27 protein-coding genes are annotated in these 26,202 nt (G+C 73.8%); 13 read left to right on the forward strand and 14 right to left on the reverse strand.

Going from position 1 to position 26,202, the window contains the following annotated elements; all coding sequences use genetic code 11:
• Nucleotides 1–7: 7 nt before the first annotated feature.
• Together AB0442_RS00710 and AB0442_RS00715 are read left to right on the forward strand one after the other, a co-directional pair.
• On the forward strand, nucleotides 8–748 hold the full coding sequence (locus AB0442_RS00710) for a cyclase family protein (protein ID WP_366159801.1): 741 nt from the start codon (nucleotides 8–10) through the stop codon (nucleotides 746–748).
• A 53-nt stretch (nucleotides 749–801) separates the two neighbouring features.
• A complete protein-coding gene (locus AB0442_RS00715) occupies nucleotides 802–1,518 on the forward strand; it encodes an MOSC N-terminal beta barrel domain-containing protein (protein WP_366159802.1) in 717 nt (238 codons plus the stop codon).
• A gap of 28 nt (nucleotides 1,519–1,546) precedes the next feature.
• On the opposite strand, the gene AB0442_RS00720 is transcribed toward AB0442_RS00715, so the two are convergent.
• Entirely contained in the window at nucleotides 1,547–2,494 is a 948-nt protein-coding gene (locus AB0442_RS00720; protein ID WP_366159803.1) for a glycoside hydrolase domain-containing protein, read from the reverse strand.
• 77 nt (nucleotides 2,495–2,571) lie between these two features.
• On the reverse strand, nucleotides 2,572–2,955 hold the full coding sequence (locus AB0442_RS00725) for a VOC family protein (RefSeq protein ID WP_366159804.1): 384 nt from the start codon (nucleotides 2,953–2,955) through the stop codon (nucleotides 2,572–2,574).
• Between the two features lie 261 nt (nucleotides 2,956–3,216).
• On the opposite strand from AB0442_RS00725, the gene AB0442_RS00730 reads away from it, so the two are divergent.
• The 6 genes from AB0442_RS00730 (at nucleotide 3,217) to AB0442_RS00755 (ending at nucleotide 9,944) form a co-directional block, all read left to right on the forward strand.
• Entirely contained in the window at nucleotides 3,217–3,969 is a 753-nt protein-coding gene (locus AB0442_RS00730; RefSeq protein ID WP_366159805.1) for a GntR family transcriptional regulator, read from the forward strand.
• An 11-nt stretch (nucleotides 3,970–3,980) separates the two neighbouring features.
• Nucleotides 3,981–4,208: a ferredoxin family protein gene (locus tag AB0442_RS00735; RefSeq protein WP_363540528.1), complete on the forward strand. Its 228-nt coding sequence runs from the start codon at nucleotides 3,981–3,983 to the stop codon at nucleotides 4,206–4,208.
• A gap of 14 nt (nucleotides 4,209–4,222) precedes the next feature.
• Nucleotides 4,223–5,614, forward strand: a complete 1,392-nt coding sequence (locus AB0442_RS00740) for an ABC transporter substrate-binding protein (protein WP_366159806.1) — start codon at nucleotides 4,223–4,225, stop codon at nucleotides 5,612–5,614.
• A gap of 8 nt (nucleotides 5,615–5,622) precedes the next feature.
• Nucleotides 5,623–6,474 carry an ABC transporter permease gene (locus AB0442_RS00745; RefSeq protein ID WP_366159916.1) on the forward strand — a complete coding sequence of 284 codons (852 nt, stop codon included), beginning with the start codon at nucleotides 5,623–5,625 and terminating at the stop codon, nucleotides 6,472–6,474.
• Nucleotides 6,471–7,196 carry an ABC transporter ATP-binding protein gene (locus AB0442_RS00750; protein ID WP_366159807.1) on the forward strand — a complete coding sequence of 242 codons (726 nt, stop codon included), beginning with the start codon at nucleotides 6,471–6,473 and terminating at the stop codon, nucleotides 7,194–7,196. The genes AB0442_RS00745 and AB0442_RS00750 overlap by 4 nt, the downstream gene beginning before the upstream one ends.
• A 66-nt stretch (nucleotides 7,197–7,262) precedes the next feature.
• A complete protein-coding gene (locus AB0442_RS00755) occupies nucleotides 7,263–9,944 on the forward strand; it encodes a fumarate reductase/succinate dehydrogenase flavoprotein subunit (RefSeq protein WP_366159808.1) in 2,682 nt (893 codons plus the stop codon).
• A gap of 45 nt (nucleotides 9,945–9,989) precedes the next feature.
• Here the strand turns inward: AB0442_RS00755 and mqnP are convergent, their stop codons facing one another.
• Nucleotides 9,990–10,889 carry a menaquinone biosynthesis prenyltransferase MqnP gene (gene mqnP / locus AB0442_RS00760; RefSeq protein ID WP_363540532.1) on the reverse strand — a complete coding sequence of 300 codons (900 nt, stop codon included), beginning with the start codon at nucleotides 10,887–10,889 and terminating at the stop codon, nucleotides 9,990–9,992.
• Nucleotides 10,886–12,343: a menaquinone biosynthesis decarboxylase gene (locus AB0442_RS00765; protein ID WP_366159809.1), complete on the reverse strand. Its 1,458-nt coding sequence runs from the start codon at nucleotides 12,341–12,343 to the stop codon at nucleotides 10,886–10,888. Before AB0442_RS00765 ends, mqnP begins: the two co-directional genes overlap by 4 nt.
• A 78-nt stretch (nucleotides 12,344–12,421) precedes the next feature.
• Between AB0442_RS00765 and AB0442_RS00770 the strand changes: the two genes are divergently transcribed.
• The 3 genes from AB0442_RS00770 (at nucleotide 12,422) to AB0442_RS00780 (ending at nucleotide 15,090) form a co-directional block, all read left to right on the forward strand.
• Nucleotides 12,422–12,835 carry a PLD nuclease N-terminal domain-containing protein gene (locus AB0442_RS00770; protein WP_344621379.1) on the forward strand — a complete coding sequence of 138 codons (414 nt, stop codon included), beginning with the start codon at nucleotides 12,422–12,424 and terminating at the stop codon, nucleotides 12,833–12,835.
• Nucleotides 12,836–13,223: 388 nt separating this feature from the next.
• A complete protein-coding gene (locus AB0442_RS00775; protein ID WP_366159810.1) occupies nucleotides 13,224–14,825 on the forward strand; it encodes an acyl-CoA carboxylase subunit beta in 1,602 nt (533 codons plus the stop codon).
• A 58-nt stretch (nucleotides 14,826–14,883) separates the two neighbouring features.
• Nucleotides 14,884–15,090 carry an acyl-CoA carboxylase epsilon subunit gene (locus tag AB0442_RS00780; protein WP_363540536.1) on the forward strand — a complete coding sequence of 69 codons (207 nt, stop codon included), beginning with the start codon at nucleotides 14,884–14,886 and terminating at the stop codon, nucleotides 15,088–15,090.
• Between the two features lie 56 nt (nucleotides 15,091–15,146).
• Here AB0442_RS00780 and AB0442_RS00785 read toward each other — a convergent pair whose 3' ends face one another.
• The 7 genes from AB0442_RS00785 to hemL form a co-directional block, all read right to left on the reverse strand.
• Nucleotides 15,147–15,551 carry a hypothetical protein gene (locus tag AB0442_RS00785; RefSeq protein ID WP_366159811.1) on the reverse strand — a complete coding sequence of 135 codons (405 nt, stop codon included), beginning with the start codon at nucleotides 15,549–15,551 and terminating at the stop codon, nucleotides 15,147–15,149.
• Between the two features lie 131 nt (nucleotides 15,552–15,682).
• Nucleotides 15,683–16,816 (reverse strand): c-type cytochrome biogenesis protein CcsB, encoded by a 1,134-nt coding sequence (gene ccsB, locus AB0442_RS00790; RefSeq protein ID WP_363540537.1) that lies wholly within the window; start codon nucleotides 16,814–16,816, stop codon nucleotides 15,683–15,685.
• A gap of 3 nt (nucleotides 16,817–16,819) precedes the next feature.
• On the reverse strand, nucleotides 16,820–18,559 hold the full coding sequence (locus AB0442_RS00795; RefSeq protein ID WP_366159812.1) for a cytochrome c biogenesis protein ResB: 1,740 nt from the start codon (nucleotides 18,557–18,559) through the stop codon (nucleotides 16,820–16,822).
• 2 nt (nucleotides 18,560–18,561) lie between these two features.
• Nucleotides 18,562–19,332 (reverse strand): cytochrome c biogenesis protein CcdA, encoded by a 771-nt coding sequence (locus AB0442_RS00800; protein WP_366159813.1) that lies wholly within the window; start codon nucleotides 19,330–19,332, stop codon nucleotides 18,562–18,564.
• The gene (locus tag AB0442_RS00805) at nucleotides 19,329–19,925 is read right to left on the reverse strand and encodes a TlpA disulfide reductase family protein (RefSeq protein ID WP_366159814.1); all 597 of its coding nucleotides are present in this window, start codon (nucleotides 19,923–19,925) and stop codon (nucleotides 19,329–19,331) included. Before AB0442_RS00805 ends, AB0442_RS00800 begins: the two co-directional genes overlap by 4 nt.
• A gap of 199 nt (nucleotides 19,926–20,124) precedes the next feature.
• Nucleotides 20,125–20,772: a histidine phosphatase family protein gene (locus AB0442_RS00810; RefSeq protein WP_344621516.1), complete on the reverse strand. Its 648-nt coding sequence runs from the start codon at nucleotides 20,770–20,772 to the stop codon at nucleotides 20,125–20,127.
• Between the two features lie 23 nt (nucleotides 20,773–20,795).
• Entirely contained in the window at nucleotides 20,796–22,172 is a 1,377-nt protein-coding gene (gene hemL / locus AB0442_RS00815) for a glutamate-1-semialdehyde 2,1-aminomutase (protein ID WP_366159917.1), read from the reverse strand.
• 493 nt (nucleotides 22,173–22,665) lie between these two features.
• On the opposite strand from hemL, the gene AB0442_RS00820 reads away from it, so the two are divergent.
• Complete coding sequence (locus AB0442_RS00820) at nucleotides 22,666–23,154, forward strand: hypothetical protein (protein WP_030267869.1); 489 nt, start codon at nucleotides 22,666–22,668, stop codon at nucleotides 23,152–23,154.
• A 175-nt stretch (nucleotides 23,155–23,329) separates the two neighbouring features.
• Here AB0442_RS00820 and AB0442_RS00825 read toward each other — a convergent pair whose 3' ends face one another.
• The 3 genes from AB0442_RS00825 to AB0442_RS00835 form a co-directional block, all read right to left on the reverse strand.
• Nucleotides 23,330–24,076: a Clp protease N-terminal domain-containing protein gene (locus AB0442_RS00825; protein ID WP_366159815.1), complete on the reverse strand. Its 747-nt coding sequence runs from the start codon at nucleotides 24,074–24,076 to the stop codon at nucleotides 23,330–23,332.
• A gap of 71 nt (nucleotides 24,077–24,147) precedes the next feature.
• A complete protein-coding gene (locus tag AB0442_RS00830) occupies nucleotides 24,148–24,342 on the reverse strand; it encodes a hypothetical protein (RefSeq protein ID WP_366159816.1) in 195 nt (64 codons plus the stop codon).
• Nucleotides 24,339–25,571: a serpin family protein gene (locus AB0442_RS00835; RefSeq protein ID WP_366159817.1), complete on the reverse strand. Its 1,233-nt coding sequence runs from the start codon at nucleotides 25,569–25,571 to the stop codon at nucleotides 24,339–24,341. Before AB0442_RS00835 ends, AB0442_RS00830 begins: the two co-directional genes overlap by 4 nt.
• A 110-nt stretch (nucleotides 25,572–25,681) precedes the next feature.
• Between AB0442_RS00835 and AB0442_RS00840 the strand changes: the two genes are divergently transcribed.
• A complete protein-coding gene (locus tag AB0442_RS00840) occupies nucleotides 25,682–26,194 on the forward strand; it encodes a hypothetical protein (protein ID WP_366159818.1) in 513 nt (170 codons plus the stop codon).
• Nucleotides 26,195–26,202: the final 8 nt, after the last annotated feature.

The following is a 26,202-nucleotide window of genomic DNA, read 5'->3' on the forward strand; positions in this document are numbered from 1 at the left end:
GGACGGCATGGCGCCGACGCTGATCGACCTCACCCATCCGCTCACCACCGGCATGCCGGTCTACCCCGGCGACCCGGAGGTGGAGCTGCGGCCCGCCCTCACCACCGACACCGCCGGGGTCAACGTGCTGGCGATGCACCTGGGTTCGCAGGCGGGCACGCACGTGGACGCCCCGTACCACGTGGACGTGACCTGGCCGACGCTGGACGGGCTGCCGCTGGAGCTGTTCACCGGCCCGGCGGTGGTCGCGGACCTGCGCGGGCTGGCCCCGCGCACCGCGGTGACGGCGGATCAGCTCGCCCCGGCGCTGGCCGAGTGCACGCCGGGCGCGGTGCTGCTGCTGGCCACCGGCTGGCCGCGGCACTGGGGCAGCGAGCTGTACCTGGCGCACCCCTACCTGTCCCGGGAGGCCGCGGAGGCGATCGTGGCGGCGGGGGTGCGCACCGTCGGGGTGGACGCGCTGTCGGTGGACCCGACGCCGGAGCAGGGACCGGCCGATCCGGCGGTGGCGGCGCTGCTCGCGGAGCTGGCGGACGAGCACGACCCGGCGGGCCAGGAGCCCTCGCTGGCCGCGCACCGGGTGCTGCTGGGCAGGGACGGCGGCGGGGTGATCGCCGAGAACCTCACCGACCTGACCCCGCTGCTGGCGGCCCGGGAGGCGGGTGCGCCGGTGGAGGTGTCGCTGTTCCCGCTGCGGCTGGCGGCGGCGGACGGCGCGCCCGTCCGGGCGGTCGCGCGGGTGGGCTGACGGTCCGCCAATAGGTCTAGACCACGATCGGGAGGGCCGGATAGGCTCCCGCCATGGCAGAGATCTCCGGTGTCGTGGAGCGCATCTGGCGCTACCCGGTGAAGTCCACCGGCGGCGAACTCCTCGACGCGGTCGAGGTGGACGGGCGCGGCCTGGCCGGCGACCGGCTCTACGCGGTGCGGGACGGCTCCGGCAGGTTCGGCTCCGGCAAGAACACCCGCCGCTTCCGGCGGATGGACGGCCTGCTGCGGCTCTCCTCCCGGCTCGGCCACCGGCTCGACGCCCCGGAGCTCCTCGACCCGCTCGGCAGCCCCGTCGAGGACCCGGACGCCTTCCTCCGCGCCTACCTGGAGCGCGAGGACGTCGCGCTCGCCCGCGAGGACTCCGTCTCGCACTTCGACCAGCTGCCCGTCTCGGTGCTCACCACCGCCACCCTGGACTGGGTGCGCGCCGAGGTCCCGGACGCCGTCGTCGACGAACGGCGCTTGCGCCCCAACGTCCTGCTGCGCACCCCGCCCGGCACCCCGCCGTTCACCGAGGACGGCTGGTTCGGCCGTGAGGGCCGGTTCGGCGACGGCGTCCGGCTGGCCTTCGTCCGGGCCAACGAGCGGTGCGCGATGGTCGGCGCGCCGCAGCCCGGGCTGCCGCACGCACCGGAGATCCTCCGCGCCGTCGCCCGCGGCCACGACAACCGGCTGGACGCCCTGGCCACCGTGGTCTCCCCCGGCCGGCTGAGGGTAGGCGACCCGTTGGTCCTCACCGCCGGGTAACGCAGCCGTACGCCGTCGGCGGCACGCTTCAGCCGACGACGGCGACCGGGGCGTCCCAGGCGTTGCGGTCGACGGTCAGCGTGACTCCGCCGTGGGTCTCCCTCCGGTCGACCCGGTACTGGTGGCCGCGGCGGTGGCCGGTGAAGAGCCCGGCGGCGAAGGGGAAGCCCGTCACGGTGTCCTCCACGCCGTCGTACTCCGCGTACCAGAGCGCCGTCGGCAGGTCCGGGGTGCCGTCCGCCGCCGCCCGGGCGATGCCCGCGGCGCTGGAGGCGGCGAAGCCGTAGAAGCCCGGCCGGTAGCCGCGCGCCTCCACCGCCCGGTCGAAGGACCGGGTGTACGCGAGGACGGCCGCCGCGCACGCGGTGTCGGCGGCGTCGTAGGACTCCACGTCCAGGTAGAGGGTGCTGCCGGGCCTCATGCCGAGGGCCCCGGCCGCGGCCACCGCGTCCGCGCCGTCCGCGGACCCGAGGTCGACCGCCGTGCCGGCGGTGAGCTTCTCCGGGTCGCTGCCGCTCCGGCAGGGCGGCTGCGCGCCGACGTACAGCGGGATCAGCCGCCAGCCGGTGGCCGTCACCGAGGCCACCCAGGACGGGGTCAGCTGCGGCTGGGCGCAGCCGCGGTTCCTGCCGCCGATGTAGACCGCCGCCGCGCCGTACGGCGAGGTGCCGTGCCAGGCCTTCATCGCCGACGGTGCGGGGGCGGTGCAGGTGTCGAAGGCGAGGCCGGTGAAGACCGCCGGGTCGCCTGTCGGGGCCGGGGCGGAGGCCGATCCCGGCGGGGCCGCGGCGGAGGCGGTGGGCGAGGTCCGTGCGGGCGGCGGCGCGGAGGTCCCGCCGGCGGGGGCGACCGCGGCCGTCCGGTCGGCCGCTCCGACGACCCCGGCCCGGGCGGTCAGCGCCGCACCGCCGAGCACGGCCACGGCCGCGACGGACAGCGCGGCGGTACGGCGGCGCGGGGATCGTTCCTTCGGCACGCGGGCCCCTCCGGGACGGACGACAGGTGGCACGAAGACCTATCACCCGCCGCCGCGGGGCGCCGCGGCAGGGCCGCTCAGGCCGCGCCGCCGCCCGGACCGACCAGGCAGAACGGGTGGCCCGCCGGGTCCACGTACACCCGCCAGCCGGGCTCGGCGGCCTTGCGCACCGCGCCGAGCGCCAGCACCTTCTCCTCGGCGGCGTCGAGGTCCTCGACGCCGACGTCCAGGTGCAGCTGCTGCGGGTGGGCCGGGTCCGGCCACATCGGCGGGCGGTAGTCGTCGACCCGCTGGAAGCCCAGCACCATGCCGTCGGGGGTGTGGACGGTCGACCACTCGGCGTCCAGCGACCAGCGCGGGTCGGGGCGGTCGATCTCGCCGCCGAGCACGGCCGCGTAGAAGTGGGCCAGCCCGGCCGGGTAGTGGCAGTCCAGGACGACGCACTGCAGCTTGCCGATCATCGGTGACCACTCCTCGGGATAGCGGCGGCTCCTGCCGTCCTCCATGGTCCCCCGCCACTGCCCGCGGCGCCCGGAGCGCGCGGCGGGCGCGGCGCGCGCGGTGGCACTTCGCCCGGGCGCGGCACCGTCATCGCAGGTCGCGGCGGTCGCCGACGGTCCGTCAGGTGGCGTAATGCTGCGGCAACCCGGCCGCCATCGGGGCGGCCCTATGGTCGTGGCCGACCCCGGCCGTACCGCCACCCCGACCCCGGAGCAGCAGCGATGACCAGCGAGAACACCGCCCGCCCCGGTGTGCGGCGGCCGCGCGCCGACCGTGCCCGGCAGGTCGCGGACGTGCTACGGCGCCAGGTGCTGGCCGGTGTGTTCACCGGCGGTGCGCTGCCCCACGAGGAACGGCTGGCCGAGGAGTTCGGCGAGTCCCGGAACACCGTCCGGGAGGCGCTGGACCTGCTGCGCACCGAGGGGCTCGTCCGCCGGGTGCCCGGGTCGGGGACGCTGGTGCTCGCCGACAAGGTGCCGCACGGCCTGAACCGGCTGCAGGGCCTCGCCGAGACGCTGCACGAGCACGGCGAGGTGGTGAACGAGGTCCGCTCCCTCGGCCCCGTCCGGGCGCCGGGGCCGGTCGCCCGGCGGCTCGGCCTGCCGGAGGGCGCCGACGTCGTCTACGTCGAGCGGCTGCGCCGGCTGAACGGGCTGCCGCTCTCGCTCGACCTGACCTATCTGGTGCCGGACCTCGGCGCCGGGCTGGACGCCGCCGACCTGGCGCACACCGACGTCTTCCGGCTGATCGAGGAGGCCGCCGGGCAGCCGCTCGGCAGCGCCGAGATCACCCTGGAGGCGGTCAGCGCCGACGCGCACTCCGCGAGCGTCCTGGAAGTCCCGCGCGGCGCCGCCCTGCTGATGCTGGAGCGGCTCACCACGCTCGCCGACGGGCGTCCCGTCGACCTCGAATACGTCCGCTTCCGCGGCGACCGGATCACCATGCAGGGCCGGCTGCTGCGCGACATCCCGTAGGGAGCCCGCCGATGGCGCTCGCCGACCACCGTTCCGACGTGCCCGTGACGATCGACGCCTCGCTCTGCATCGACGGCTGCACGCTCTGCGTCGAGATGTGCCCGCTGGACTCGCTGGCCGTCGACCCGGACACCCACAAGGCCTACATGCACGTCGACGAGTGCTGGTACTGCGGCCCGTGCGCCGCCCGCTGCCCCACCGGGGCCGTCACCGTCAACATGCCCTACCTGCTGCGCTGAGGAGAGAGCCCGCCATGCCCCGCCCAGGACGCGTCACCCGGCCGCTGCTGGCCGCCGCCCTGTTCGCCGCCGCGACCGCCTGTTCCTCCGCCTCCGCCACCGGCGACGGCACCGTGCAGGTCGTCGTCGGCTACCAGTCGAAGACCATCAACACCGTCACCGCGGGCACCCTGCTGCGCGCCCGGGGCTGGTTCGAGCAGCGGCTGGCCGAGCAGGGGAAGAAGGACGGGAAGAGCTACGAGGTCGTCTGGCAGGACTACGACTCCGGCGCGCCGATCACCGCGCAGATGCTCGCGGACAAGATCGACATCGGTTCGATGGGCGACTACCCGCTGCTGATCAACGGCTCCCGCGCGCAGGAGGCCGGCGGTCCCGGCACCCGGCTGGTCTCGATCACCGGCTACAACCCGCTCGGCGCGCTCAACGGCGTCGTGGTGCCGAACGGCTCGCCGGCGCACACGCTGGCCGATCTCAGGGGCAAGCGGGTCTCCACCTCGGTCGGCTCGGCCGCCGACGGCACCCTCGTCCAGGCGCTGCGGAAGGCCGGCGTCCCCGACGGTGCGATCCAGAAGCAGAACCAGCAGCCCGCCGTCGGCGCCTCCGCGCTGAAGGCCGGCAGCGTGGACGCGCTCGCCCAGTTCGTCGCCTGGCCCGGCGCGGTGGTCTTCGCCGGCGACGGCCGCCTGCTGTACGACGGCGCAGCGCTCGGCCGCCCCACCCTGCACGGCGTGGTGGTCCGGCAGAAGTACGGCACCGCGCACCCGGAGGTCGTCCGGGCCTTCCTGACCGCCCAGGCCGACGCCACCGCGTACCTCAACGCGCACCCGCTGGAGGCCAGCCGCACCGTCGCCGGGGCGACCGGACTGCCGGCCGAGGTCGTCCACCTCTACAACGGCCCGAACGGGATCGCGACCTTCGCCACCCCGCTGCGGCCCGAGCTGGTCGACGCGCTCCGCCAGGACGTGCCCTTCCTGAAGTCGGTGGGCGTGCTCAAGGCCCTCGACGTCGAGAAGTTCGTCGACCCGTCCTACCTGGCGGCCGCCGCCCTGCCGGAGACCGCCCCCGCCCGGATCACCGGCACCGACCAGGTCTGCGGCCGGCCGGTCACCGACCCGCGGCAGGCCGGCGAGCTCTGGCTCCAGGGCGAGGAGACCACCCGGCCGGCCGCCGACCCGGTCTGCCTGCTGCGCGCCGTGAAGGCGGCGGCCGCCGCCGGGAAGAAGCTCCGCGCCGCCTACGTGCCGGACGCCGCCACCGGCACCCGCTGGTTCGCCGACCGGGACCACTGGGTGCAGGACGGCGCCGCCCTGCTGCCCTTCACCACCGAGGACGGCTCCGCCGCCTACCTCGCCGCCCACCCCGGCGCCCGCGCCGTGGGCTGGGACGAAGCCCTGGCGGCGGCGTGAGCACCGCGGTGCGGCCCGCGCCGCCCGCGACCGCCCGCGGGGGCGCCGCCCGGCCGCTCCCCCGGCAGGCCGGACGCCGCGCCGTGCGGGCGGCCGCCCTGCTCGGCTTCGTCGGGCTGTGGCAGCTGTTGACGTCCCACCAGGTGCAGCTGTGGGTGCGCTTCGACCACCTGCCGACGGCCCTGCAGGTCGGGCAGGCCTTCGGCCGGCAGCTCGGCACCGGCCAGTACTGGCAGGACCTCGCGGACAGCCTGCGGCGGATCGGCCTCGGCTTCCTGCTCGCCGCCGTCCTCGGCACCGCGGTCGGCGTGCTCACCGCCCGTTCGCGGTGGGCCGCCGACCTGCTCGGACCGGTGCTGGAACTGATCCGGCCGATCCCGGCGATCGCCCTCGTACCGGTCGCGATCATGCTCTTCCCGGAGAACGAGCAGGGCATCGTCTTCATCACCTGCACCGCCGCGTTCTTCCCGATCACGGTGTCCACCCGGCACGCCGTGCGCGCCGTTCCGCCGCGCTGGGAGGAGGCCGTGCGGACCATGGGCGGCGGCCGCGCCCGGGTGCTGGCCTCGGTGGTGCTGCCGGGCGCCCTGCCGGGCGTGGTCGGCGGCCTGTCGGTCGGCATCGGGGTGTCCTGGATCTGCGTGATCTCCGCCGAGATGGTCTCCGGGCAGTACGGGGTCGGCTACCGCACCTGGCAGGCCTACACGGTGCTCGACTACCCCGGCGTCTTCGTCGGGATGGCCACCATCGGCCTGCTCGGGTGGCTCACCTCCGGTGCCGTCGAGCTGACCGGCCGCCGGCTGACCGCCTGGCTGCCGCCGCGTGCCGGCGGCGGCGACCCGAGAGGAGGCCGGGGATGACCCTCCGGCTGACCGCCCGGAACCTCGGCCTCGGCCACCCGGGCCACCCGGTGCTGCACGGCGTCGACCTCGACGTCGGCCCCGGCGAGGTGCTCACCGTCGTCGGCCCGTCCGGCGGCGGCAAGTCCACCCTGCTGCGGGCGCTCGCCGGGCTGCTGCGGCCCGACGCCGGCGAACTGCTCGCCGACGGCGAGCCCGTCCTCGGCCCGGGCGCCGACCGCGCCCTGGTCTTCCAGGACGACGGCCTGCTGCCCTGGCGGACGGTGCGGCGCAACGTCGAACTGCCGCTCGCCGTCCGCAGGGTGCCGCGGTCCCTGCGCGACGCGCCCGCCGCCGAATGGATCGGCCGCGTCGGGCTGGACGGCCTCGCCGACCGGCTGCCGCGGGAGCTCTCCGGCGGGCAGCGGCAGCGTGTCCAGCTGGCCCGGGCCCTGGTCGGCGAGCCGCGGGCCGTCCTGATGGACGAGCCGTTCGGGGCGCTCGACGCCCAGACCCGCGCCGCCATGCAGCGGCTCCTGCTCGCCGTGTGGGAGCGGCAGCGCTGCACCGTCGTCTTCGTCACCCACGACGTCGACGAGGCCCTGCTCCTCGGCGACCGGATCGCCGTCCTCGGCGGCGGCACCGTGGCCGCCGTCCACGAGGTGCCGTACCCGCGGGACGGTGCGCGCCGCACCGACACCGCGGTGCTCGCCCTGCGCGAGCGGATCCTCGCCGCGCTGTAGGACGCGGCCGCCACGACCGCACGGGTGCCCCGGACCGACCACCCGGGGCGATCGAAAGGAGAACCGATGGAGATCCCCGACCTCGCGGACGCGCGGCTGCTGGAGTGCGACGTGCTGGTCGTCGGCGGCGGGACCGCCGGCACCATGGCCGCGATCAGTGCCGCCGAGGCCGGCGCGGACGTGCTGCTGCTGGAGAAGGCGCACGTCCGGCACTCCGGCGCCCTCGCCATGGGCATGGACGGCGTCAACAACGCCGTCGTCCCCGGCCGCGCCGACCCGGACGACTACGTCGCCGAGATCACCCTGGCCAACGACGGCATCGTCGACCAGCGCACCGTCCGGCAGACCGCGACCCGCGGCTTCGCCATGGTGCAGCGCCTGGAGCGGTACGGGGTGAAGTTCGAGAAGGACGAGTACGGCGAGTACCAGGTCCGCCGGGTGCACCGCTCCGGCAGCTACGTGCTGCCGATGCCGGAGGGCAAGGACGTCAAGAAGGTGCTCTACCGGGTGCTGCGGCAGAAGCACATGCGGGAGCGGATCACGATCGAGAACCGGGTGATGCCCGTCCGGGTGCTCACCTCCGGCGGCCGGGCGGTCGGCGCCGCCGCCTTCGACACCCGCAGCGGGGGGTTCGTCGCCGTCCGGGCGGGCGCGGTCGTCCTTGCCACCGGGCCCTGCGGACGGCTCGGCCTGCCCGCCAGCGGCTACCTGTACGGCACCTACGAGAACCCGACCAACGCGGGCGACGGCTACGCCATGGCCTACCACGCCGGCGCCGAACTCAGCGGCATCGAGTGCTTCCAGATCAACCCGCTGATCAAGGACTACAACGGCCCGGCCTGCGCCTACGTGGCCAACCCCTTCGGCGGGTACCAGGTCAACCGGCACGGCGAGCGCTTCGTCGACTCCGACTACTGGTCCGGGCAGATGATGTCCGAGTTCGCCGCCGAACTGGCCTCCGACCGCGGCCCGGTCTACCTGCGCACCACCCATCTGCCGGAGGAGACCGTCCAGGCCCTGGAAGGCATCCTGCACACCACCGAGCGGCCCAGCCGCGGCACCTTCCACGCCGGACGCGGCCACGACTACCGGACCCACGACGTGGAGATGCACATCTCCGAGATCGGCCTGTGCGGCGGGCACTCGGCCGCCGGGGTCCGGGTGGACGAGAACGCCGCCACCACCGTGCCCGGCCTGTACGCGGCCGGCGACCTCGCCTGCGTCCCGCACAACTACATGATCGGCGCCTTCGTCTTCGGCGACCTCGCCGGCACCCACGCCGCCGCCCACCTGCCGGCCGAACGGGCCGAACTCCCCGAGGACCAGCTGAAGGCCGCCCACGAGCTGGTCTACCGCCCGCTGCGGAACCCGGACGGCCCGCCGCAGCCCCAGGTCGAGTACAAGCTGCGCCGCTTCGTCAACGACTACGTCGCCCCGCCGAAGACCGGCACCCGGCTCTCCGTCGCCCTGGAGCACTTCGAGCGGATGCGCGGCGAGATCGCCGCCATGGGCGCCCGCACCCCGCACGAGCTGATGCGGGCGGTCGAGGTCGACTTCATCCGGGACTGCGCCGAGATGGCCGCCCGCTCCTCGCTCGCCCGCGAGGAGAGCCGCTGGGGGCTCTACCACGAACGCACCGACCACCCCGGGCGGGACGACCGGCGCTGGTTCCGCCACCTCGACCTGCGGAAGAACGCCGACGGCGCGATGGAGTTCCTCACCCGGCCGGTCGCGCCCTACCTCGTCCCGGTGGAGGGGCTGGAGCCGCCGGGCGGCGAGAGCGAGCTGATCGGCGAGGTCCACCCGCTCGTCGTCGGCCGCACCGGGACCACCGCCGGCGCCTCGGCGGCCCCGGCCTCCCCGGGCCCGGCCGCCGCCTCGCCCCGGTTGCTCGAACTGCTCCGGCTCGCCGAGGACGGGCCCGACCCCGCGGCCCTCGCGCCCTACCTCCGGGACGGCTCCGCCGATGTGCGGCGCACCGCCGTCACCGTCCTCACCGAGCACGCCGGCGAAGGGACGGGCCGGGCCCTGGCCGCTGCCCTCCACGACCCCGACGGACGCGTCCGGGCCGCCGCCGTGGCCGGCCTGCGGGAGCTCGCCGACGTGCTCGACCCCGCGCTCGGCCCCGCCCTGGCCTCCGCGGCCGCCTCGGCGGACCCCGTCGTCCGGTCCGGGGTGCTGGAGCTCTCCCGGGTGCTGCGCACGGGCTCGCGCGCCCTGTTCGCCGCCGGGGCGGCCGACGAGGAGGTTCCCGTGCGGCTGCAGGCCGTCCGGGGACTCGTCTCGCTGAACGCGGCGTCGGCCCTGGTGGGCGTCGCTGCGGACCCGGCCCGGGAGGTCCGGGTGGCCGTCGGCGAGGGCCTGGGGACGATCGGCGACCCGATGGCCGAGGGGGCGCTGCTGCGGCTGGCCCGGGACGGCGATCCGCTGGTGCGGGCCGCGGCCCTCGAAGGAGCTGCCGGGATCGGCTGCCCGCCGGCCCTCGCCGGGCTGGCCGCCGCCGCCGACCCGGCCTGGCAGGTCCGCAAGGCCGCCGCCGGGGCCCTCGCCGCCGCCGGGCGGACGGCACCGCTGCTCGTCCTGCTGGCCGACGGGAACGCGGACGTCCGCAAGGCGGCCGTCCGCGCCCTCACCCCGACAGCCGCCGAACCCGCCGTCGGGTCGGCCCTCCGCGAGCGCCTCGCCGACCCGGACGCCGACGTCCGCGCCTACACCCGCCTGGCCCTCCGGGACGCTCCCGGCACGTAGGGGCGCCCTCACCGGGACGGCGAAGCGACATCGGGGGCCGCCCCGTCAGACGGTCAGGCCCCGGAGGACCAGGTCGAGCAGGGCGAAGCCGAAGAGGGAGATGCCGACGAAGCCGTTCGTGGTGAAGAAGGCCCGGTTGAGGCGGGAGAGGTCGCCGGGCTTGACGATGCTGTGCTCGTAGAGGAAGGCACCGACGACCACCGCGAGACCGACCCAGAAGGCGGGACCGGCGTCGGTGAGGACGGCGTACCAGGCGAGCAGCGCGACGGTGACGGCATGGCAGGCGCGGGCGCCGTACAGCGCCGCCGCGATCCCGTACCGGGCCGGCACCGAGCGGACGCCCTCGGCGCGGTCCGCGGCGACGTCCTGGCATCCGAAGATCAGGTCGAAGCCGCCGATCCAGACGCCGACGGCGAGGCCGAGCACCACGGCGTCCCAGGACCAGGTGCCGGTGACGGCCAGCCAGGCGCCGATCGGGCCGGCGGCCTGGGCGAGGCCGAGGATGGCGTGCGGGAAGTCGGTGAACCGCTTGCCGTACGGGTAGACGACCATCGGCACGACGGCGACGGGGGCGAGCGCCAGGCAGAGCGGGTTGAGCAGGGCGGCCGCGCCGAGGAAGACGACGAGGGCGACGGCGGAGCCGACGTAGGCGGTGCGCAGCGACACCGCGCCGGTGACGAGTTCGCGGCCGGCGGTGCGCGGGTTCCGGGCGTCGATCTCGCGGTCGATGATCCGGTTGGCGGCCATCGCGAAGGTCCGCAGGCCGACCATGCAGACGGTGACGACGAAGAGTTCGCCCCAGTGCACCCGGCCGTCGGCGAGGAACATCGCCGTGAGCGCGGCGATGTACGCGAAGGGCAGCGCGAACACCGAGTGCTCGATCATCACCAGCCGCAGGAAGGACTTGACCTTGCCGGGCGGGACCTCGAAGGCGGCCGTGGTCACAGTCCGTACTCCTTCCAGCGCTTGGTGACGAGGGCGGCGGTCTCCGGGTCCGAGGCGACCATCTCGGGCCAGCCGCCGTCGCGGGTGTAGCCCTCCTCGGGCAGCTTGCGGGTGGCGTCGATGCCGGCCTTGCCGCCCCAGAACTGCTGGTAGGAGGCGTGGTCGAGGTGGTCGACCGGGCCCTCGACGACGGTCAGGTCGCGGCTGTAGTCGACGTTGCCGAGCGCCCGCCAGGCGACCTCCTGGTAGTCGTGCACGTCGCAGTCGGCGTCCACCACGACGATCAGCTTGGTGAGCGACATCATGTGGGCGCCCCAGATGGCGTGCATGACCTTCTGGGCGTGCTTCGGGTACTTCTTGTCGATCGAGACGATCACGCAGTTGTGGAAGCCGCCGGCCTCGGGCAGGTCGTAGTCGACGATGTCCGGGATGATGATCTTCAGCAGCGGCAGGAAGAAGCGCTCGGTGAACTTGCCGAGCGGCCCGTCCTCGGTCGGCGGCCGGCCGACCACGATGGACTGCAGCAGCGGGCGGCGGCGCATCGTGACGCAGTCGATGGTGAGCGCCGGGAAGGGCTCCTGCGGCGTGTAGAAGCCGGTGTGGTCGCCGAACGGGCCCTCGGGGAGCATCTCGCCGGGCTCCAGCCAGCCCTCCAGCACCACCTCGGCGTCGGCGGGCACCTGCAGCGGGACGGTCTTGCAGTCGACCATCTTCACCCGCTCGCCCTGCACGAAGCCGGCGAACAGGTACTCGTCGATGTCGCCGGGCAGCGGCGCGGTCGCGGCGTAGGTGACGGCGGGCGGGCAGCCGAAGGCGATCGCGACCGGCAGCCGCTCGCCGCGCTTCGCGGCGACGGCGGCGTGGTTGCGGCTGTCCTTGTGGATCTGCCAGTGCATGCCGATGGTGCGCCGGTCGTGCCGCTGCAGGCGGTACAGGCCGAGGTTGCGGACGCCGGTGTCCGGGTCCTTGGTGTGGGTGAGGCCCAGGTTGAAGAAGGAGCCGCCGTCCAGCGGCCAGGTGAAGAGGGCGGGCAGCTGCTCCAGGTCGACGTCGTCGCCGGTGAGGACGACCTCGTGGACGGGCGCGTCGCCGGTCTTCACGTTCTTCGGCGGCACGTGGGCCATCGAGGCGAGCTTGCCGAAGGCGTCCCGGAAGCCGGTGAAGCCCTGCGGCAGCTCGGGACGGAGCAGGCCTGCGATCTTCTCCGAGATGTCGTCGGGGGACTTCAGGCCGAGGGCCTTGGCGAGCCGGCGCTCGGTGCCGAAGACGTTCATCGCCAGCGGCATGGACGCGCCCTTGACGTTCTCGAAGAGCAGCGCCGGGCCCTTGGCCTTCTGCACCCGGTCGACGATCTCCCCGATCTCCAGGTACGGGTCCACTTCGGTCTTGATCCGCTTGAGGTCGCCCTCGCGCTCCAGGGCGCGGAGGAAGGAGCGGAGATCGTCGTATGCCATGCCTGTCAGTATCCGACACCGGTTAACCTGGCCCCGCCAAGAGGGGCCCTGTTCGCCGTTCCGGGGGAGACCGACGCCGTGTTGAGAGTTGTGCCGCCGCTGCTTCTGCTCGCGCTCTGGGTGTGGGCGTTCATCGACTGCCTGACCACGCCGGAGGAGGAGGTCCGCTACCTCCCCAAGGTCGCCTGGGTGATCATCGTGCTGCTCTTCCCGCTGGTCGGGTCGATCGCCTGGCTGGTGGCCGGGCGCAACCGCGCGCGGTCCCGCGGCCGGGCCGTGCCCTGGCCGGCCGGCCCCACGGCGGGCTTCCCCGAGTACGAGCGGCCCGCGGAGCGCTACGTGGCCCCGGACGACAACCCGGAGTTCCTGGCCTCGTTGAAGAAGGACAACGCGCGGCACGAGGACATGCTCAAGCAGTGGGAGTCCGACCTCCGCCGGCGCGAGGAGGAACTGCGCCGAAAGGACGAGCCGGAGGACGATCCGCGCGGCTGAACCGAATTTGGCGCTTCCCTACCATCCGGGAGCCCGACGGCCGCCGCGCGCCGTAGGAACCGCACGCCCCCGGCCCGCCCCGCGGACCGGGGGCGAGCCGTGCGCGAACGCTCCCCGGCACCCGTCCTGACCTGGACGATCGAGGGTCCGGCCACCCCCTGTGACGGGCCCTGCGGACCCCCCGGCCGCACCCCCCGGAACGGTCGGCGCGGTGTGACCCACTGTGTGCCCTGTACAGCTTCTGGGGCCCGACCTTGTACGGAATCGACGCCGAGCGGCGGCGGCCCTCCCTCGTAGTGTCGTAGGTGAAGAAGTGTTCGCCGGAGCAGCAGCCGCGTACCGCAGGCCGCCTGCCGGGACAGTTCCCTCACACTTGGAGTGGTTCGAGATGACGGTTCTGCACGATGCGCCGGTCGGCGGAGAGGTCCCCGCGATCCCGGCCGACGCGCGCGGGCGGGTGGCCGAGCTGCACGAGCTCCGGGAGCAGGTCCGGCGGGGTCCCAGCGAGAAGGCCACCGAGGCCCAGCACGCCAAGGGCAAGCTGACCGCCCGCGAGCGGATCGACCTGCTGCTCGACGAGGGCTCCTTCCGCGAGGTGGAGCCGCTGCGCCGGCACCGCGCCCAGGGCTTCGGCCTGGAGGCGAAGAAGCCGCACACCGACGGTGTGGTGGTCGGCTGGGGCACCGTGCACGGCCGGACGGTCTTCGTCTACGCGCACGACTTCCGGATCTTCGGCGGCGCGCTGGGCGAGGCCCACGCGCAGAAGATCCACAAGATCATGGACATGGCCATCGCGGCCGGTGCGCCGCTGGTGTCGCTGAACGACGGCGCCGGCGCCCGCATCCAGGAGGGCGTCACCGCCCTCGCCGGCTACGGCGGCATCTTCCAGCGCAACACCAAGGCCTCGGGCGTGATCCCGCAGATCTCGGTCATGCTCGGCCCCTGCGCCGGCGGCGCCGCCTACTCCCCCGCACTCACGGACTTCGTGTTCATGGTCCGGGAGACCTCGCAGATGTTCATCACCGGCCCGGACGTCGTCCAGGCCGTGACCGGCGAGAAGATCACCCAGAACGGCCTCGGCGGCGCCGACGTGCACTCCTCGGTCTCCGGCGTCTCGCACTTCGTCTACGACGACGAGCAGTCCTGCATCGAGGAGGTCCGCTACCTCCTCTCGCTGCTGCCGCAGAACAACCGCGAGATGCCGCCGGCCAGCTCCACCGACGACCCGGTGGAGCGCCGCAACGAGAGCCTGCTCGACCTGGTGCCCGCGGACGGCAACCGCCCGTACGACATGCGCAAGGTCATCGAGGAGGTCGTCGACCACGGCGAGTACCTGGAGGTCCACGAGCGCTGGGCGACCAACGTCATCGTGGCCCTGGCCCGGATCGACGGGCACGTGGTCGGCCTGATCGCCAACCAGCCGCAGTCGCTGGCCGGCGTGCTCGACATCAACGCCTCCGAGAAGGCCGCGCGCTTCGTCCAGATGTGCGACGCCTTCAACATCCCGATCGTCACCCTGCTCGACGTCCCCGGCTTCCTGCCCGGTGTCGACCAGGAGCACGGCGGCATCATCCGGCACGGCGCGAAGCTGCTCTACGCCTACTGCAACGCCACCGTGCCGCGGATCTCGCTGATCCTGCGCAAGGCCTACGGCGGCGCCTACATCGTCATGGACTCCCGCTCCATCGGCGCGGACCTGTCGTTCGCCTGGCCGACCAACGAGATCGCCGTGATGGGCGCCGAGGGCGCCGCCAACGTGATCTTCCGCCGCGACATCGCCGCGGCCGAGGACCCGGAGGCGATGCGGGCCCAGAAGATCAAGGAGTACAAGAGCGAGCTGATGCACCCGTACTACGCGGCCGAGCGCGGCCTCGTGGACGACGTCATCGACCCCGCGGAGACCCGCCAGGTGCTCGCCGCCTCGCTCGCCATGCTCCGCACCAAGCACGCCGACCTGCCGAGCCGCAAGCACGGCAACCCTCCGATGTAACCGGTTCTTACGCCGATCGGAACCCGTCAGACTTCACCATGGGGGAGAAACAAGGACCATGAGCGCTTCCGCCGAACCCCTTGTCCGCATCGTCCGCGGCTCGCTGAACGCCGAGGAGCTGGCCGCCCTGACCGCGGTGCTGCTCGCCCGGGCCGCCACCGCCCAGCAGGCCGCCGCCCCGACGGTCGAGCCGATCGCCAGCTGGCAGCGCCTGGAGCGCCGCCCGGCGTACTACTCGCCGGTCAGCTGGCAGCAGGCCGCCTGACACGCACCCGGGCCCCGCACGGTCACCGTGCGGGGCCCGGGTCGTTCACCGACGCGCTACGCGGCCGCGAGGGCGGCCGGACGGCCCTCGTGCATGGTCGACAGGTGCTCGGCGAGCAGCTGCGGGTCCTGGCCCAGCCAGAGCCGGACGGCGGCCCCGAGCACGACGCACGAGGAGCCGAGGCGCACCCCGGTGGTCTGGGCGATCCGGCCCGCCGCCGGGCCGAGCAGGTCGGCCAGGTCGGTCGGCAGCCAGACGGTCTGCGCGCACGGCGCGGGCGCCCGCAGGGCGGCCACCAGGCGGTAGGCGTCCTGGGCGCAGTGCAGGGTCGGCAGGATGTCCAGCAGACCGTCCGCGACGACCTCGGAGACGTCGCTGCGATGGCCCTGGGCCAGCCGGCGGAGCAGTGCTCTCTCCGCAGCGGTGATCCGGACGGTCAGCATGACCTCGTCGCTCTCCATGGCGGCCCCTCCTCGCGGCTGACTGGACGTCCTGGTCAACGACCGGACGGGCGATCCCTCACGGTTTCTTCGGTGGAACGGCACCACCCGGGGCGGCGGCCGGTGGCCGGCCGCCGCCCGCGGGCGGCCTCTCAGACGCCGGCGTACGAGTGCTTGCCGGTGACGAAGATGTTGACGCCGTAGTAGTTGAACAGCCAGCAGGCGAACGCCAACAGGGCCAGATAGGCCGCCTTTCGGCCCCTCCACCCCGCGGTGGCCCGGGCGTGCAGGTACGCGGCGTAGGCGACCCAGGTGATGAAGGACCAGGTCTCCTTCGGGTCCCACTCCCAGTACTTGCCCCAGGCCGCCTCGGCCCAGATCGCGCCGGCGATGATGGTGAACGTCCAGAGCGGGAAGACCAGGGCGTTGATCCGGTACGAGAGCTTGTCGAGGGTCGACGCGGCGGGCAGCCGCTCCCAGACCGAGACCGGGATGCGCAGCGGGCCGCCGGGCAGGCCGGCCTCGACCCGGCGCTCGTACGAGTCCTTGCCGAGGTACAGCACGGTGGCCACGAAGGCCGCGTACAGCGCGCCGCCGCAGATGATCGCGGTGGAGACGTGGATGCCCAGCCAGTACGAGTGCAGCGCCGGCACGAGCTGCTCGGAGTCGGTGTAGAGCACCGAGACGGCGACGCCCAGGGTCAGCAGCACGGCCAGCACCACCGGCAGGCCCAGCCAGCGGACCTTCTTGCCCGCCACCAGCAGGCCCAGGTAGGCGAGCATCATGGTGAGCCCGAAGGCGCAGGAGAACTCGTACATGTTGCCCCACGGCCAGCGCATCACCGACAGGCCGCGGGTGAGCACGCCGCCGGCGTGCAGCAGGACGCCGAGGACGGTCAGCGAGACGGCGATCCGGCCCGCCAGGTCGCCCCGCTCGCTGGTGCCCGCGGCGCCGGGGCCGTCGGCCGCCGAGCCGTCGCCGCGGCCGCTGGTGACCACGGTGGCGCCGGCGTCGGCGAGGGCGGTGCGGGTGAGCGTGGTGGTGCCCCCGTCCGCGGTGGCCACCGTGACGGTGACCTTGCGGGCGGCGGACTTGGACTCCTCGGCGGCCAGGGTCGCGGCCAGTCCGCCGGACTGCTCGGCGGAGCGGACGGCGATCGCGCCCTTGCTGCCGAACGTCCACTCGAAGAGGTGGGCGAACATCGCCAGGGTGTACACGGCCATCGCCGAGTAGATCAGCTTGTTGGAGAGGTCGGCCAGATGAGGGTCGACCGAGGCGAGATTCACCGTCTACTCCTTGGAGTCCGGGTCTGCGGGGGTTGCCGGTGCGGGGACGGCGGCGGGCTCCGGCCCGTCCGTCGCGGGGTCGGGCCCGTCCGTCGCGGTGTCCGGGTCGGGCTCGTCGAGGGCCGGGGCGTCGTCCTGGAGGTCGACGGCGAACTCGGCGAGCTCCTCGGCCGTGCGGGCGGACTCGCTGCGGGCGAGGCCGGCCAGCTCGACCAGCGTGCTGCCGTCCGGGGATGCGGTGGCGCGGACCCAGATCCGGCGGCGCTGCACGAACAGCGAGCCGATCAGGCCGAGGATCGCGCAGACCGCGCCGGCGAGCGCGACCGCGTTGCCCGGGCGGTGGGAGACGTTGAAGCTGGCCCACTGCTGGTAGCCGTCGAAGGTGACGGTGCCGTAGCCGTCCGGCAGCTCCCAGCCCTGGCCGGGCTTGAGCTTGACGCGGGCGATGTCGCCGTCCTGCTTCAGCTGGGTCATGTGGCCGGTGTCGAGCTGGTAGACGTTCTGCGGCAGGCCGGAGTCGGTGCCGAGGTCACCGGCGAAGGCGGTGAGCACCAGCATCGGCTCGGCGGCGTCCGGGAAGAGCGAGATCGGGCCGGTCTTCTCGAAGTTCACCGGCGCGGTCGGCAGGAAGTACCCGTTGAAGCCCAGGTCGACGTCCTTGCCGTCCTTCTTGCCGTAGTCGCTGACCTTGATCACGCCGGTGGAGGTGAGGTTGCTGTCCTGCGGCAGGAAGGGCGTGGGGCCCTTGTAGACGACCTCGCCCTCGGCGTTCTTCACGGTGACGACCGGCGCGTAGCCGTGGCCGATCAGGAAGACCTTGGAGCTGCCGATCTCCAGCGGGTGGTTGACCTCGATGTCGCCCTTGGTCAGCTTCTTGTCGTCGGTGCCCGTCCAGTACCGGATGTGCGCGGTGAACTGGCGGGCGCTGCCGATCTGCTCGCCGGAGGTCTGGTAGCGGGCGGTGAAGCCGTCCAGCTTGAAGCCGAAGGCGTCCAGGTCGTCGACGGTGTAGAAGGCGGAGCCGGTGAAGTCGTCGTACTGGGTGGTGGTGTTGGCGAACCCCTGGCCCTCGATCATCAGCTTGCCGCCCTGGCCGCTGCCCAGGCTGGCCCAGGCGAAGCCCGCCAGCAGGGCGAACAGCGAGAAGTGGAAGAGCAGGTTGCCGACCTCCCGCAGGTAGCCCTTCTCCGCGGCGACCGCGCCGCCGGCGGAGGTGGCCCGGAAGCGGCGCCTGCGCAGCAGCCGGTGCGCGGCCGCGTTGACCGCCTCGGGATCGGCGTCGGTCCGCCAGGCGGCGTAGACCGGCATCCGGGTCAGGTTGCGCGGGGCGGCCGGCGGCCGGGCGCGCAGCACGCCGACGAACTGCCAGGTGCGCGGGACGATGCAGCCGGCCAGCGAGACGAACAGCAGGATGTAGATCGCCGAGAACCAGACCGAGCTGTAGACGTCGAACAGCTGGAGCTTCTCGTAGAGCGGGGTGATGCCCCGGTGGGCGGCCTTCCAGGTCTGCACCTTGAAGGCGTTCTGGCTGTTCTGCGGGATCAGCGAGCCGGGGATCGCCGCCAGCGAGAGCAGGAAGAGCAGGATCAGCGCGACCCGCATCGAGGTGAGCTGGCGCCACGTCCAGCGGACCCAGCCGAGCACGCCGAGGCCCACCGGGGCCTCCGCCTCCTCGGGGGCGGTGCTGAGGCGCTCGACGTCGGCCTCGCCGCCGTCGGTGGTCACGGTCCTGGTGTCGCTCACGGTCAGATTCCGATCGTGGTGTCGCCGCTGAGTTGCCGCATGTGGTCGATCAGGACGTCCCACACGCCGGTGACCAGGAGCAGGCCGACCGCGACGAGCATGCCGCCGCCGATCCGCATCACCCACTGGTAGTGCTGCTTGACCCAGCCGAACGCCCCGAGCGCCTTGCGGAAGGCGAGCGCGGCAAGGATGAACGGTACGCCGAGCCCGGCGCAGTACACCGTCATCAGCAGCGCGCCGCGCCCGGCGCTGGCCTGGGCGGCCGAGAGGTTGAGGATCGACGAGAGCGTCGGGCCGATGCAGGGCGTCCAGCCCACGCCGAAGACCAGGCCCAGCAGCGGGGCGCCGGCCAGCCCGATCGCCGGGCGGCGGTGGGTGCGCACCTCGCGGTTGGTGAAGCCGGGCAGCAGCCCCATGAAGGCGAGGCCCATGAGGACGGTCAGCGCGCCCAGCACGATGTTGATGGTGCGCTGGTACTGCTGGAGGGTGTTGCCGAAGAAGCCGAAGAGCGCGCCGGTGGAGACGAACACGGCGGTGAAGCCGAGCACGAACAGCAGTGCGCCGAGCAGCATGCGCCCGCGGCGCGCCCCCTTGGCGTCGGCGAGGTCGACGGCGGAGAAGCCGGTGACGTAGCTGAGGTAGCCGGGGACGAGCGGCAGCACGCAGGGTGAGAAGAAGGAGAGCAGCCCGGCGGCGAGGGCGATCGGCAGGGCGAGGACGAGGGCCCCGCTGAAGACCGTCTCGTTGGTGCCGAAGGCCGCGAGCGCGTTCACTTCTGCTCCGCGAGGACCGGGGTGATCATCTTCTCCAGGTCCTCGGTGGACAGGGCGCGCATCGCGCGGGCGGCGAGCCCGCCCTCCCGGTCGACCACGATGGTGGTCGGGATGGACTGCGGGTTCAGGCTGCCCTTGGGGAAGCGCAGGATCTGGGTGCCGTCCGGGTCGTACAGGCTCGGGTAGGTGATGCCGGTCTGCTGCTCGAACCGGATCGCGTTGGCCGGGTCGACGTCCCGGGTGTTGATGCCGAGGAACTGGACGCCCTTGTCCCGGTACTTCTGGGCGACCTCCTGGAGGTTCTTGCCCTCGGCGCGGCACGGGCCGCACCAGGAGCCCCAGACGTTGAGGACGACGACCTTGCCCCTGTAGTCGGCGAGCGCGACCGGCTTGCCGTCCAGGGTCTTGCCGTCGATCGCGGGCGCGGGCGTCCGGGAGCCGGGGGCGGCGGTGGCGATGCCGGCCTTGCCGGTGATGAAGCCGGCCTGCCCCCCGCCGTCGGAGGTGCCGGAGCTGCAGGCGGTCAGTGCGAGCGCGGCGGCGGCACCGAGCGTGGCGGCCAGGCGGGTGCGGCGGCGGGTCGTCCCAGACATGTGAAAAGTTTCGCATGGGACTTTGGGCAGGTTTGAGGGGGTCCGACGTTACGGGTCGAACCCCCTCTGACCTGCACTTTCTGCACTTATGATCCGCTTATCCCAGGCATTTCACCGCTGTGTCGGCGGTCACTCGGGAATGCGCGGGCGCCCCTGCGGAAGGCCTCCGCGAGAGGGCCTCCGGGAGAGCGCCTGCGCGTCAGGCGCCGAAGCTCTTGCCGACCGGCTTGGACTTGCCGCCCTTGCCCACCAGGTGGGCCGGCAGCAGGTCCCGGGCCGGCTCGCGGTAGCCGATCGAGACGATCCGGTCGCCCTCGTAGGTGAAGCTGGTCAGCGATGCCAGCGAGCACTGCCGGTTGCGCGGGTCGTGCCACAGCCGCCGGCGCTCGGCGAACGAGCGGACGATCCAGATCGGCAGCTGGTGGCTGACGCAGACCGCCTCGTGCCCGCGCGCGGCGTCCCGGGCCGCGGCGAGCGCGCCCATCATCCGCACGACCTGCTCGATGTACGGCTCGCCCCAGGACGGCTTGAACGGGTTGGTCAGGTACTTCCAGTGGCCGGGGTTCTTCAGCGAGCCGTCGCCGACGCCGAAGGTCTTGCCCTGGAAGATGTTGTCCGCCTCGATCAGCCGCTCGTCGACGGCCACCTCCAGGCCGTGCGCCTTGCCGATCGGCTCGGCCGTCTCCTGGGCGCGCTCCAGCGGCGAGGCCACCACGTGGGTGATGTCCCGGTCCGCGAGGTGCTCGGCGACCCGGTCGGCCATCTGCCGGCCGAGCTCGGAGAGGTGGTAGCCGGGGAGGCGCCCGTAGAGGATGCCCTCCGGGTTGTGCACCTCTCCGTGGCGCATCAGGTGGACGACGGTGGTCTCGCTCACGCGGCCTCCTCGGTGGCCTCGGCGGCGGCCCGGGCGGCCGCGGGCAGGGCGGCGGCGATCCGCTCGATCGCCCGCTCGTCGTGGGACGACGAGACGAACCAGGACTCGAAGGCCGAGGGCGGCAGGTAGACGCCCTGGGACAGCATCGAGTGGAAGAAGGAGTTGAAGCGGAACGCCTGCTGGCGGCGGGCCGCGTCGTAGTCGGTGACCTGCTCCTCGGTGAAGAACACCGAGAACATGCTCCCGGCCTTCTGCAGCCGGTGCGCCACGCCCTCCTTGGCGAGCGCCTCGGCGACCAGGCCGGAGACCTGCTCGGCGACCCGGTCGACGGCGGCGTACACCTCGTCGGTGCAGTTGCGCAGCTGGGCGAGGCCCGCCGCGGTGGCGACCGGGTTCCCGGAGAGCGTGCCGGCCTGGTAGACCGGGCCGGCCGGGGCCAGGTGCGCCATGACGTCGGCGCGGCCGCCGAAGGCCGCGGCCGGGAAGCCGCCGCCCATGACCTTGCCGAAGGTCAGCAGGTCCGGCGCCCAGCCCTCGTGCGCGGCCTCCAGGCCGTACCAGCCGGCCTTGGAGACGCGGAAGCCGGTCATCACCTCGTCCGAGACGAACAGCGCGCCGTCGGCCCGGCAGAGCTCGGCCAGGCCCCGGTTGAAGCCGGGCAGCGGCGGGACGACGCCCATGTTGCCGGGCGAGGCCTCGGTGATCACGCAGGCGATCTCGCCGGGGTGCGCGGCGAAGGCCTGCCGGACGGCCTCCAGGTCGTTGTACGGCAGCACGATGGTGTCGCCGGCCTGGGCGCCGGTGACACCGGGGGTGTCCGGCAGGGCGAAGGTGGCCACGCCGGAGCCGGCGGCGGCCAGCAGCGCGTCCACGTGGCCGTGGTAGCAGCCGGCGAACTTCACGACCTTCGAACGGCCGGTGAAGCCGCGCGCGAGCCGGATCGCCGACATGGTCGCCTCGGTGCCGCTGGAGACCAGGCGGACCTGCTCGACCGGTGCCACCCGCGCGGTGATCTCCTCGGCCAGCTCGACCTCGCCCTCGCCGGGGGTGCCGAAGGAGGTGCCGCGGACGACCGCCCGCTGCACCGCCTCGATCACCGCCGGGTGCGCGTGGCCGAGGATCATCGGGCCCCAGGAGCAGACCAGGTCGACGTACTCGCGGCCGTCGGCGTCGGTCAGGTAGGGGCCGCTGCCGGACACCATGAAGCGGGGGGTTCCGCCGACCGCCCGGAAGGCCCGGACTGGCGAGTTCACGCCACCCGGGGTGACGACGGAGGCGCGCTCGAACAGCGACCGGGACTGCGGAGCCTCGTACGGATAGCTCGGGGGACTGGTCCGCGGGTCGCCATCGGACCCGCTCTCGGGGTTGCTCACGGGGTTGGTCACCTGAACATGCTCTCAAATCGTGTCCTTGCTCTCCGCATGCCGGACCCGATCATCTGGAACGATGATCCGTGTGCTGCTGCCTCGGCAGGGGGTTCGGACTGTACGGTTGTCCGTGCGACCGTCGCGAAGGAGTCCGGCCGGCGGGCCGGGAGTCCTGGGCACAGCGGGGCGCACGTCCCGGATCGGGCCGACGGACGCCGGGGGCGACCGTTCGAACCGGCCCGGCGGACCGCGGCGACGCGGTCACGGACGCTGCGGTTCGCGGTGTGTACGGCGGCACGAGACGGGTAAGTGGCACGTTCGGAGGGACACCGGGCGTGTGGGGGTCTGTCGATTCCGGCGAATTCCGGTGAGGATGGTCCGAGTGTCCGAGGCGCAGGACGGCTTCGAGGAGGCCGCGGGTGGCACCCGTCCCTCCGCGGAGGCCGCGCACGGCGGGGGTACGGGTACAGGCGGCAGGGGAAGGCGGGGCGAGGGACGCGTGGGAGTCACCTACAAGTACTTCGGCGCACCCGACCGTGCCACCGCGGCGAGGGTCCCCACCGCGCTGGGCCCCGGCGGTCTCGGCCTGGACGCCGGGGAGCTCGGCGCGCTGGGCCGGCTCGGCGACCTGATGGAGACGAGCGGCTCGCTCAACGGCCACCTCTCCACCAAGATCAAGCCCGAGACGATGAGCGCGATGGTGCTCACCGGCATCCAGGGCGTTCCGCTGCACCAGGTCCCGCCGCTGGAGCTGGTCGTGCTGCACCCCGACTACGCGGTCGTGCAGCTGCCGCACAACGTGGTCGAGCCGCTGCGCAAGGCGGACGAGACCCAGCTCGGCGCCGCCGCCTTCATCTGGTCGACCGTGCCGGACCGGCGCGGCCCGCGCGACGCCTTCGTGATCTACCAGATGCTGCACGAGTGGCAGGACTTCGCCAACCGCCTGCACGACGCCGGCCACCAGCTGTACTGCCTGGTCTGGCCGTAGGCCCCGGATCCGGGGCCGGAGCCCGGCCCGGGCGGGTCCGGGCGTCCCTCGGCGTGCCGCCCCGTGAGCACCCGCAGTGCGTCGGCACGCGACAGAGGGGGCGCGCGAAGGCTCCCGGCAGCCGGGTGACGCCTCCGCACGCCCCCTGCGGGCGGCCGGTACTGCGTGGCCGGTCCTACTCCTCGGCCGGCGGCCGGGCGGCGGTGAAGGCGGCGAGCGCCTCGGCGATCAGCGACTCCGCGGCCGCGCGGTCGACGCCGAGCCCGGAGAGCGGGCCCTCGCCGTCCTCCAGCTCCAGCAGGGCGAAGAGGATGTGCTCGGTGCCGATGTAGTTGTGGCCCAGCCGCAGGGCCTGACGGAAGGTCAACTCCAGCGCCTTGCGCGCCCGCGCGTCGTACGGGACGAGCTCGGGCCGCTCGTCCGCCGCCGGCGGGAGGGCCGCCACGGCCGCCTCGCGGACGGCCTCCGGAGTGACCCCCTGGGCGGCGAGCGCCCGGACGGCGAGACCGTCCGGCTCGGCGAGCAGGCCGAGCACCAGGTGCTCCGGGGTGACCTCGGCGTTGCCGGCGGCGCGGGCCTCGTCGTGGGCGGCCGCCACGGTGTTGCGGGCCCGCGGGGTGAAGCGGCCGAAGCCCTGGCTCGGGTCCAGGTCGGAGGGCCCGCCCGGATCCTTCGGCACGAAGCGCTTCTGCGCGGCCTGCCGGGTGACGCCCATGCTCGTGCCGATGTCGGTCCAGGAGGCGCCGGAGCGCCGGGCCTGGTCCACGAAGTGGCCGATGAGGTGGTCCGCGATCTCGCCGAGGTGCTCGGCGGCGAGGACGGCGTCGGCGAGCTGGTCGAGCGCGCCGGTGTGGACCTGCTTGATGGCCTCGATGAGGTCGTCGAGGCGGACGGGATGCGTCAACTGGACCGGATTCACCATGCGTCAACCTTAGGTTGACAGTCCAGGGGTGTCAACCGCCGGTTGACACCCCTGTCGCATGTCCGGCCCTCTCAGGACACCGGGATGCCGAGCAGCTGCCGACGGGCCTCGACCAGGTCCACGGCGGCGCGGAGCCCGGGGCGCTCCCGGCCGGGGCTGTTGTCGAAGTCGTCGCGGACGGCCTTGATCGCATGGATGACCTGCCTGCGGGCCAGTCGGGCGTCCACCTCCGCCCTGGCCCCGGCGCTGAGGTCCGCCCAGGTCACCACGCCTCCTCGTCCTCCTCCTCGTCCCACTCCTCCTCCTCGGGCTCGTACGGGTCCGGCTGCTCCACCCAGCCCGCCGCCAGCACCAGCCGGGAGGTGCGGTGCACGGCGAGGAAGCCGAAGGGACGGTCCGTGGTGAACTCCACCCGGCGGACCCGGTACGGCGGTGGCGCCGGCGCACTGCCCACGGCCACCCCCAGTGCGGTGACCGCCGCGGCGCGGAAGCCCAGCGCGCCGAAGGTCGCCGTCGCCGACTGCGCGGCCGCCCGGACTTCGAGCGGCGGATCCGCACAGATCCCCGGGAGATGGCCGCTGCCGTCCGGCTCGTGCCGGGAGACCGTGCCGAGCCCGAAGCGGTCGGCGTCCGCCAGCAGATCGTGCTCGGCCGACACCGTGAACCGGGCGACCTCCGCCATCAGTTGATGCCGCGGAACCTCGCTGCGGACGGCGCGGACCCGGACCCCGGGACCCGCCTCGCCGTACGGCAACAGATCCCCCGTCACCCGGCGGTGCCGGCCCGCGAGGATGCCGAGCCCACCGCCGAGCACCTCGCCCGGGCGGGCGTTCTCCTCGCCGACGAGCAGGTGGACGTCGATCCCGCCGGCCCCCAGGACCCGCAGCTCGGAGACCGGCCCGGCGGGCGTCCCGACCACGGCGACCCGGTCCAGCAACGAGGTACGGCGGTAGAGGCCTTCGAACTCCCGGTCGGCCCACGGGCCCGTCCCGGGGCACAGCACGCCCGCCTTGAACGGGCGGATCCAGTCGGTGCGGACGGCGAGCGCCGAGGCCAGCAGGAGGATCGTGTCCGGCTGGACCCGGAGCGGGAACTCCTCGATCTGCCCGTTCGTGTGGCGGGCCGCCCAGGCGTCCAGCTGCGGCTGGGTCTCCGGGCCGGTGAGCGGCTGGTGGAGGTGGGCCGGGAGGCCGGCCGTCCACTCCGGGGAGACCCGCAGCGCGGGCGCCGTCCACAGCCCGACCGCTGCAGCCACCCCGGGCAACCGGCCCAGAGCGTCCAGCAGTTCACGGGCCCGCTCGGCAGCCGACGCGGCCGGCACCCCGAGCGCGTCGGCCAGCTCCTTGCCCGCGGCCCCGTCCGCCCCGGAGGCGAGCGCGGCCAGCAGCGGCCACAGCCCGGCCGCGGTGAACACCGTGCCCCCGGCCGTCGGAACGCCCCGCGCCCAGCGCTCGGTCAACGAATTGACGGCCCGTACCGTCGTGGTCGAAAGCATGCTCCCCGCCCTGCCGCACCGGTGGTGCGCCGCAGCCTAGGCACCCCGCACGAACCCGACCACCGGATTTCCGCGTGCACGACGCCCCGGCCGCGCCTACCGTGCCGGGCATGACCAGGCCCTACCGGTACGTCGGACCGCCGGACATCGCGCTGAAGGCCCGGACCGCACCGCCCGGGGTGCCCGTCCGGACGACGGAGGACCTCGCCGACTGGCTGGGCGGCCGCGAACCGGACGAGTTGCGCGAGCCCGTCACCTTCGTGGTGGACGAGCGGGGCGTGCTGCTGCTCGCACCGCGGCGCAGCGAGCACGTGGCCTGCGCGGGCGGCCGACCCGTCCTGGCGGCGGGCGAGATCGCCTTCGTCCGTGGCCCGGGCGGCGGTTGGGAGGTCTCCTCGCTCACCAACCAGTCCACCGGCTACGCCCCTGGTGGCAGGTGCTTCCCCGCGGTGGCGGCGGCCGTGGCGGCGCTGGGGCTGACGCCGCCGGACCGCTTCGACCCGGTGTTCGTGTTCCGCCGCCGCCCGTCCTGCCGGGAGCTCAACGTGGTGCGCGAGGACGACTTCCACTGTGCGCCGTGCGGTTCTCCGCTACCGCTCGCGTGGAACGCGGACGAAGGTTGAACCGGGCT

The sequence above is a fragment of the Kitasatospora sp. NPDC085895 genome (genome assembly GCF_040702125.1).
GTDB lineage: Bacteria > Actinomycetota > Actinomycetes > Streptomycetales > Streptomycetaceae > Kitasatospora > Kitasatospora arboriphila.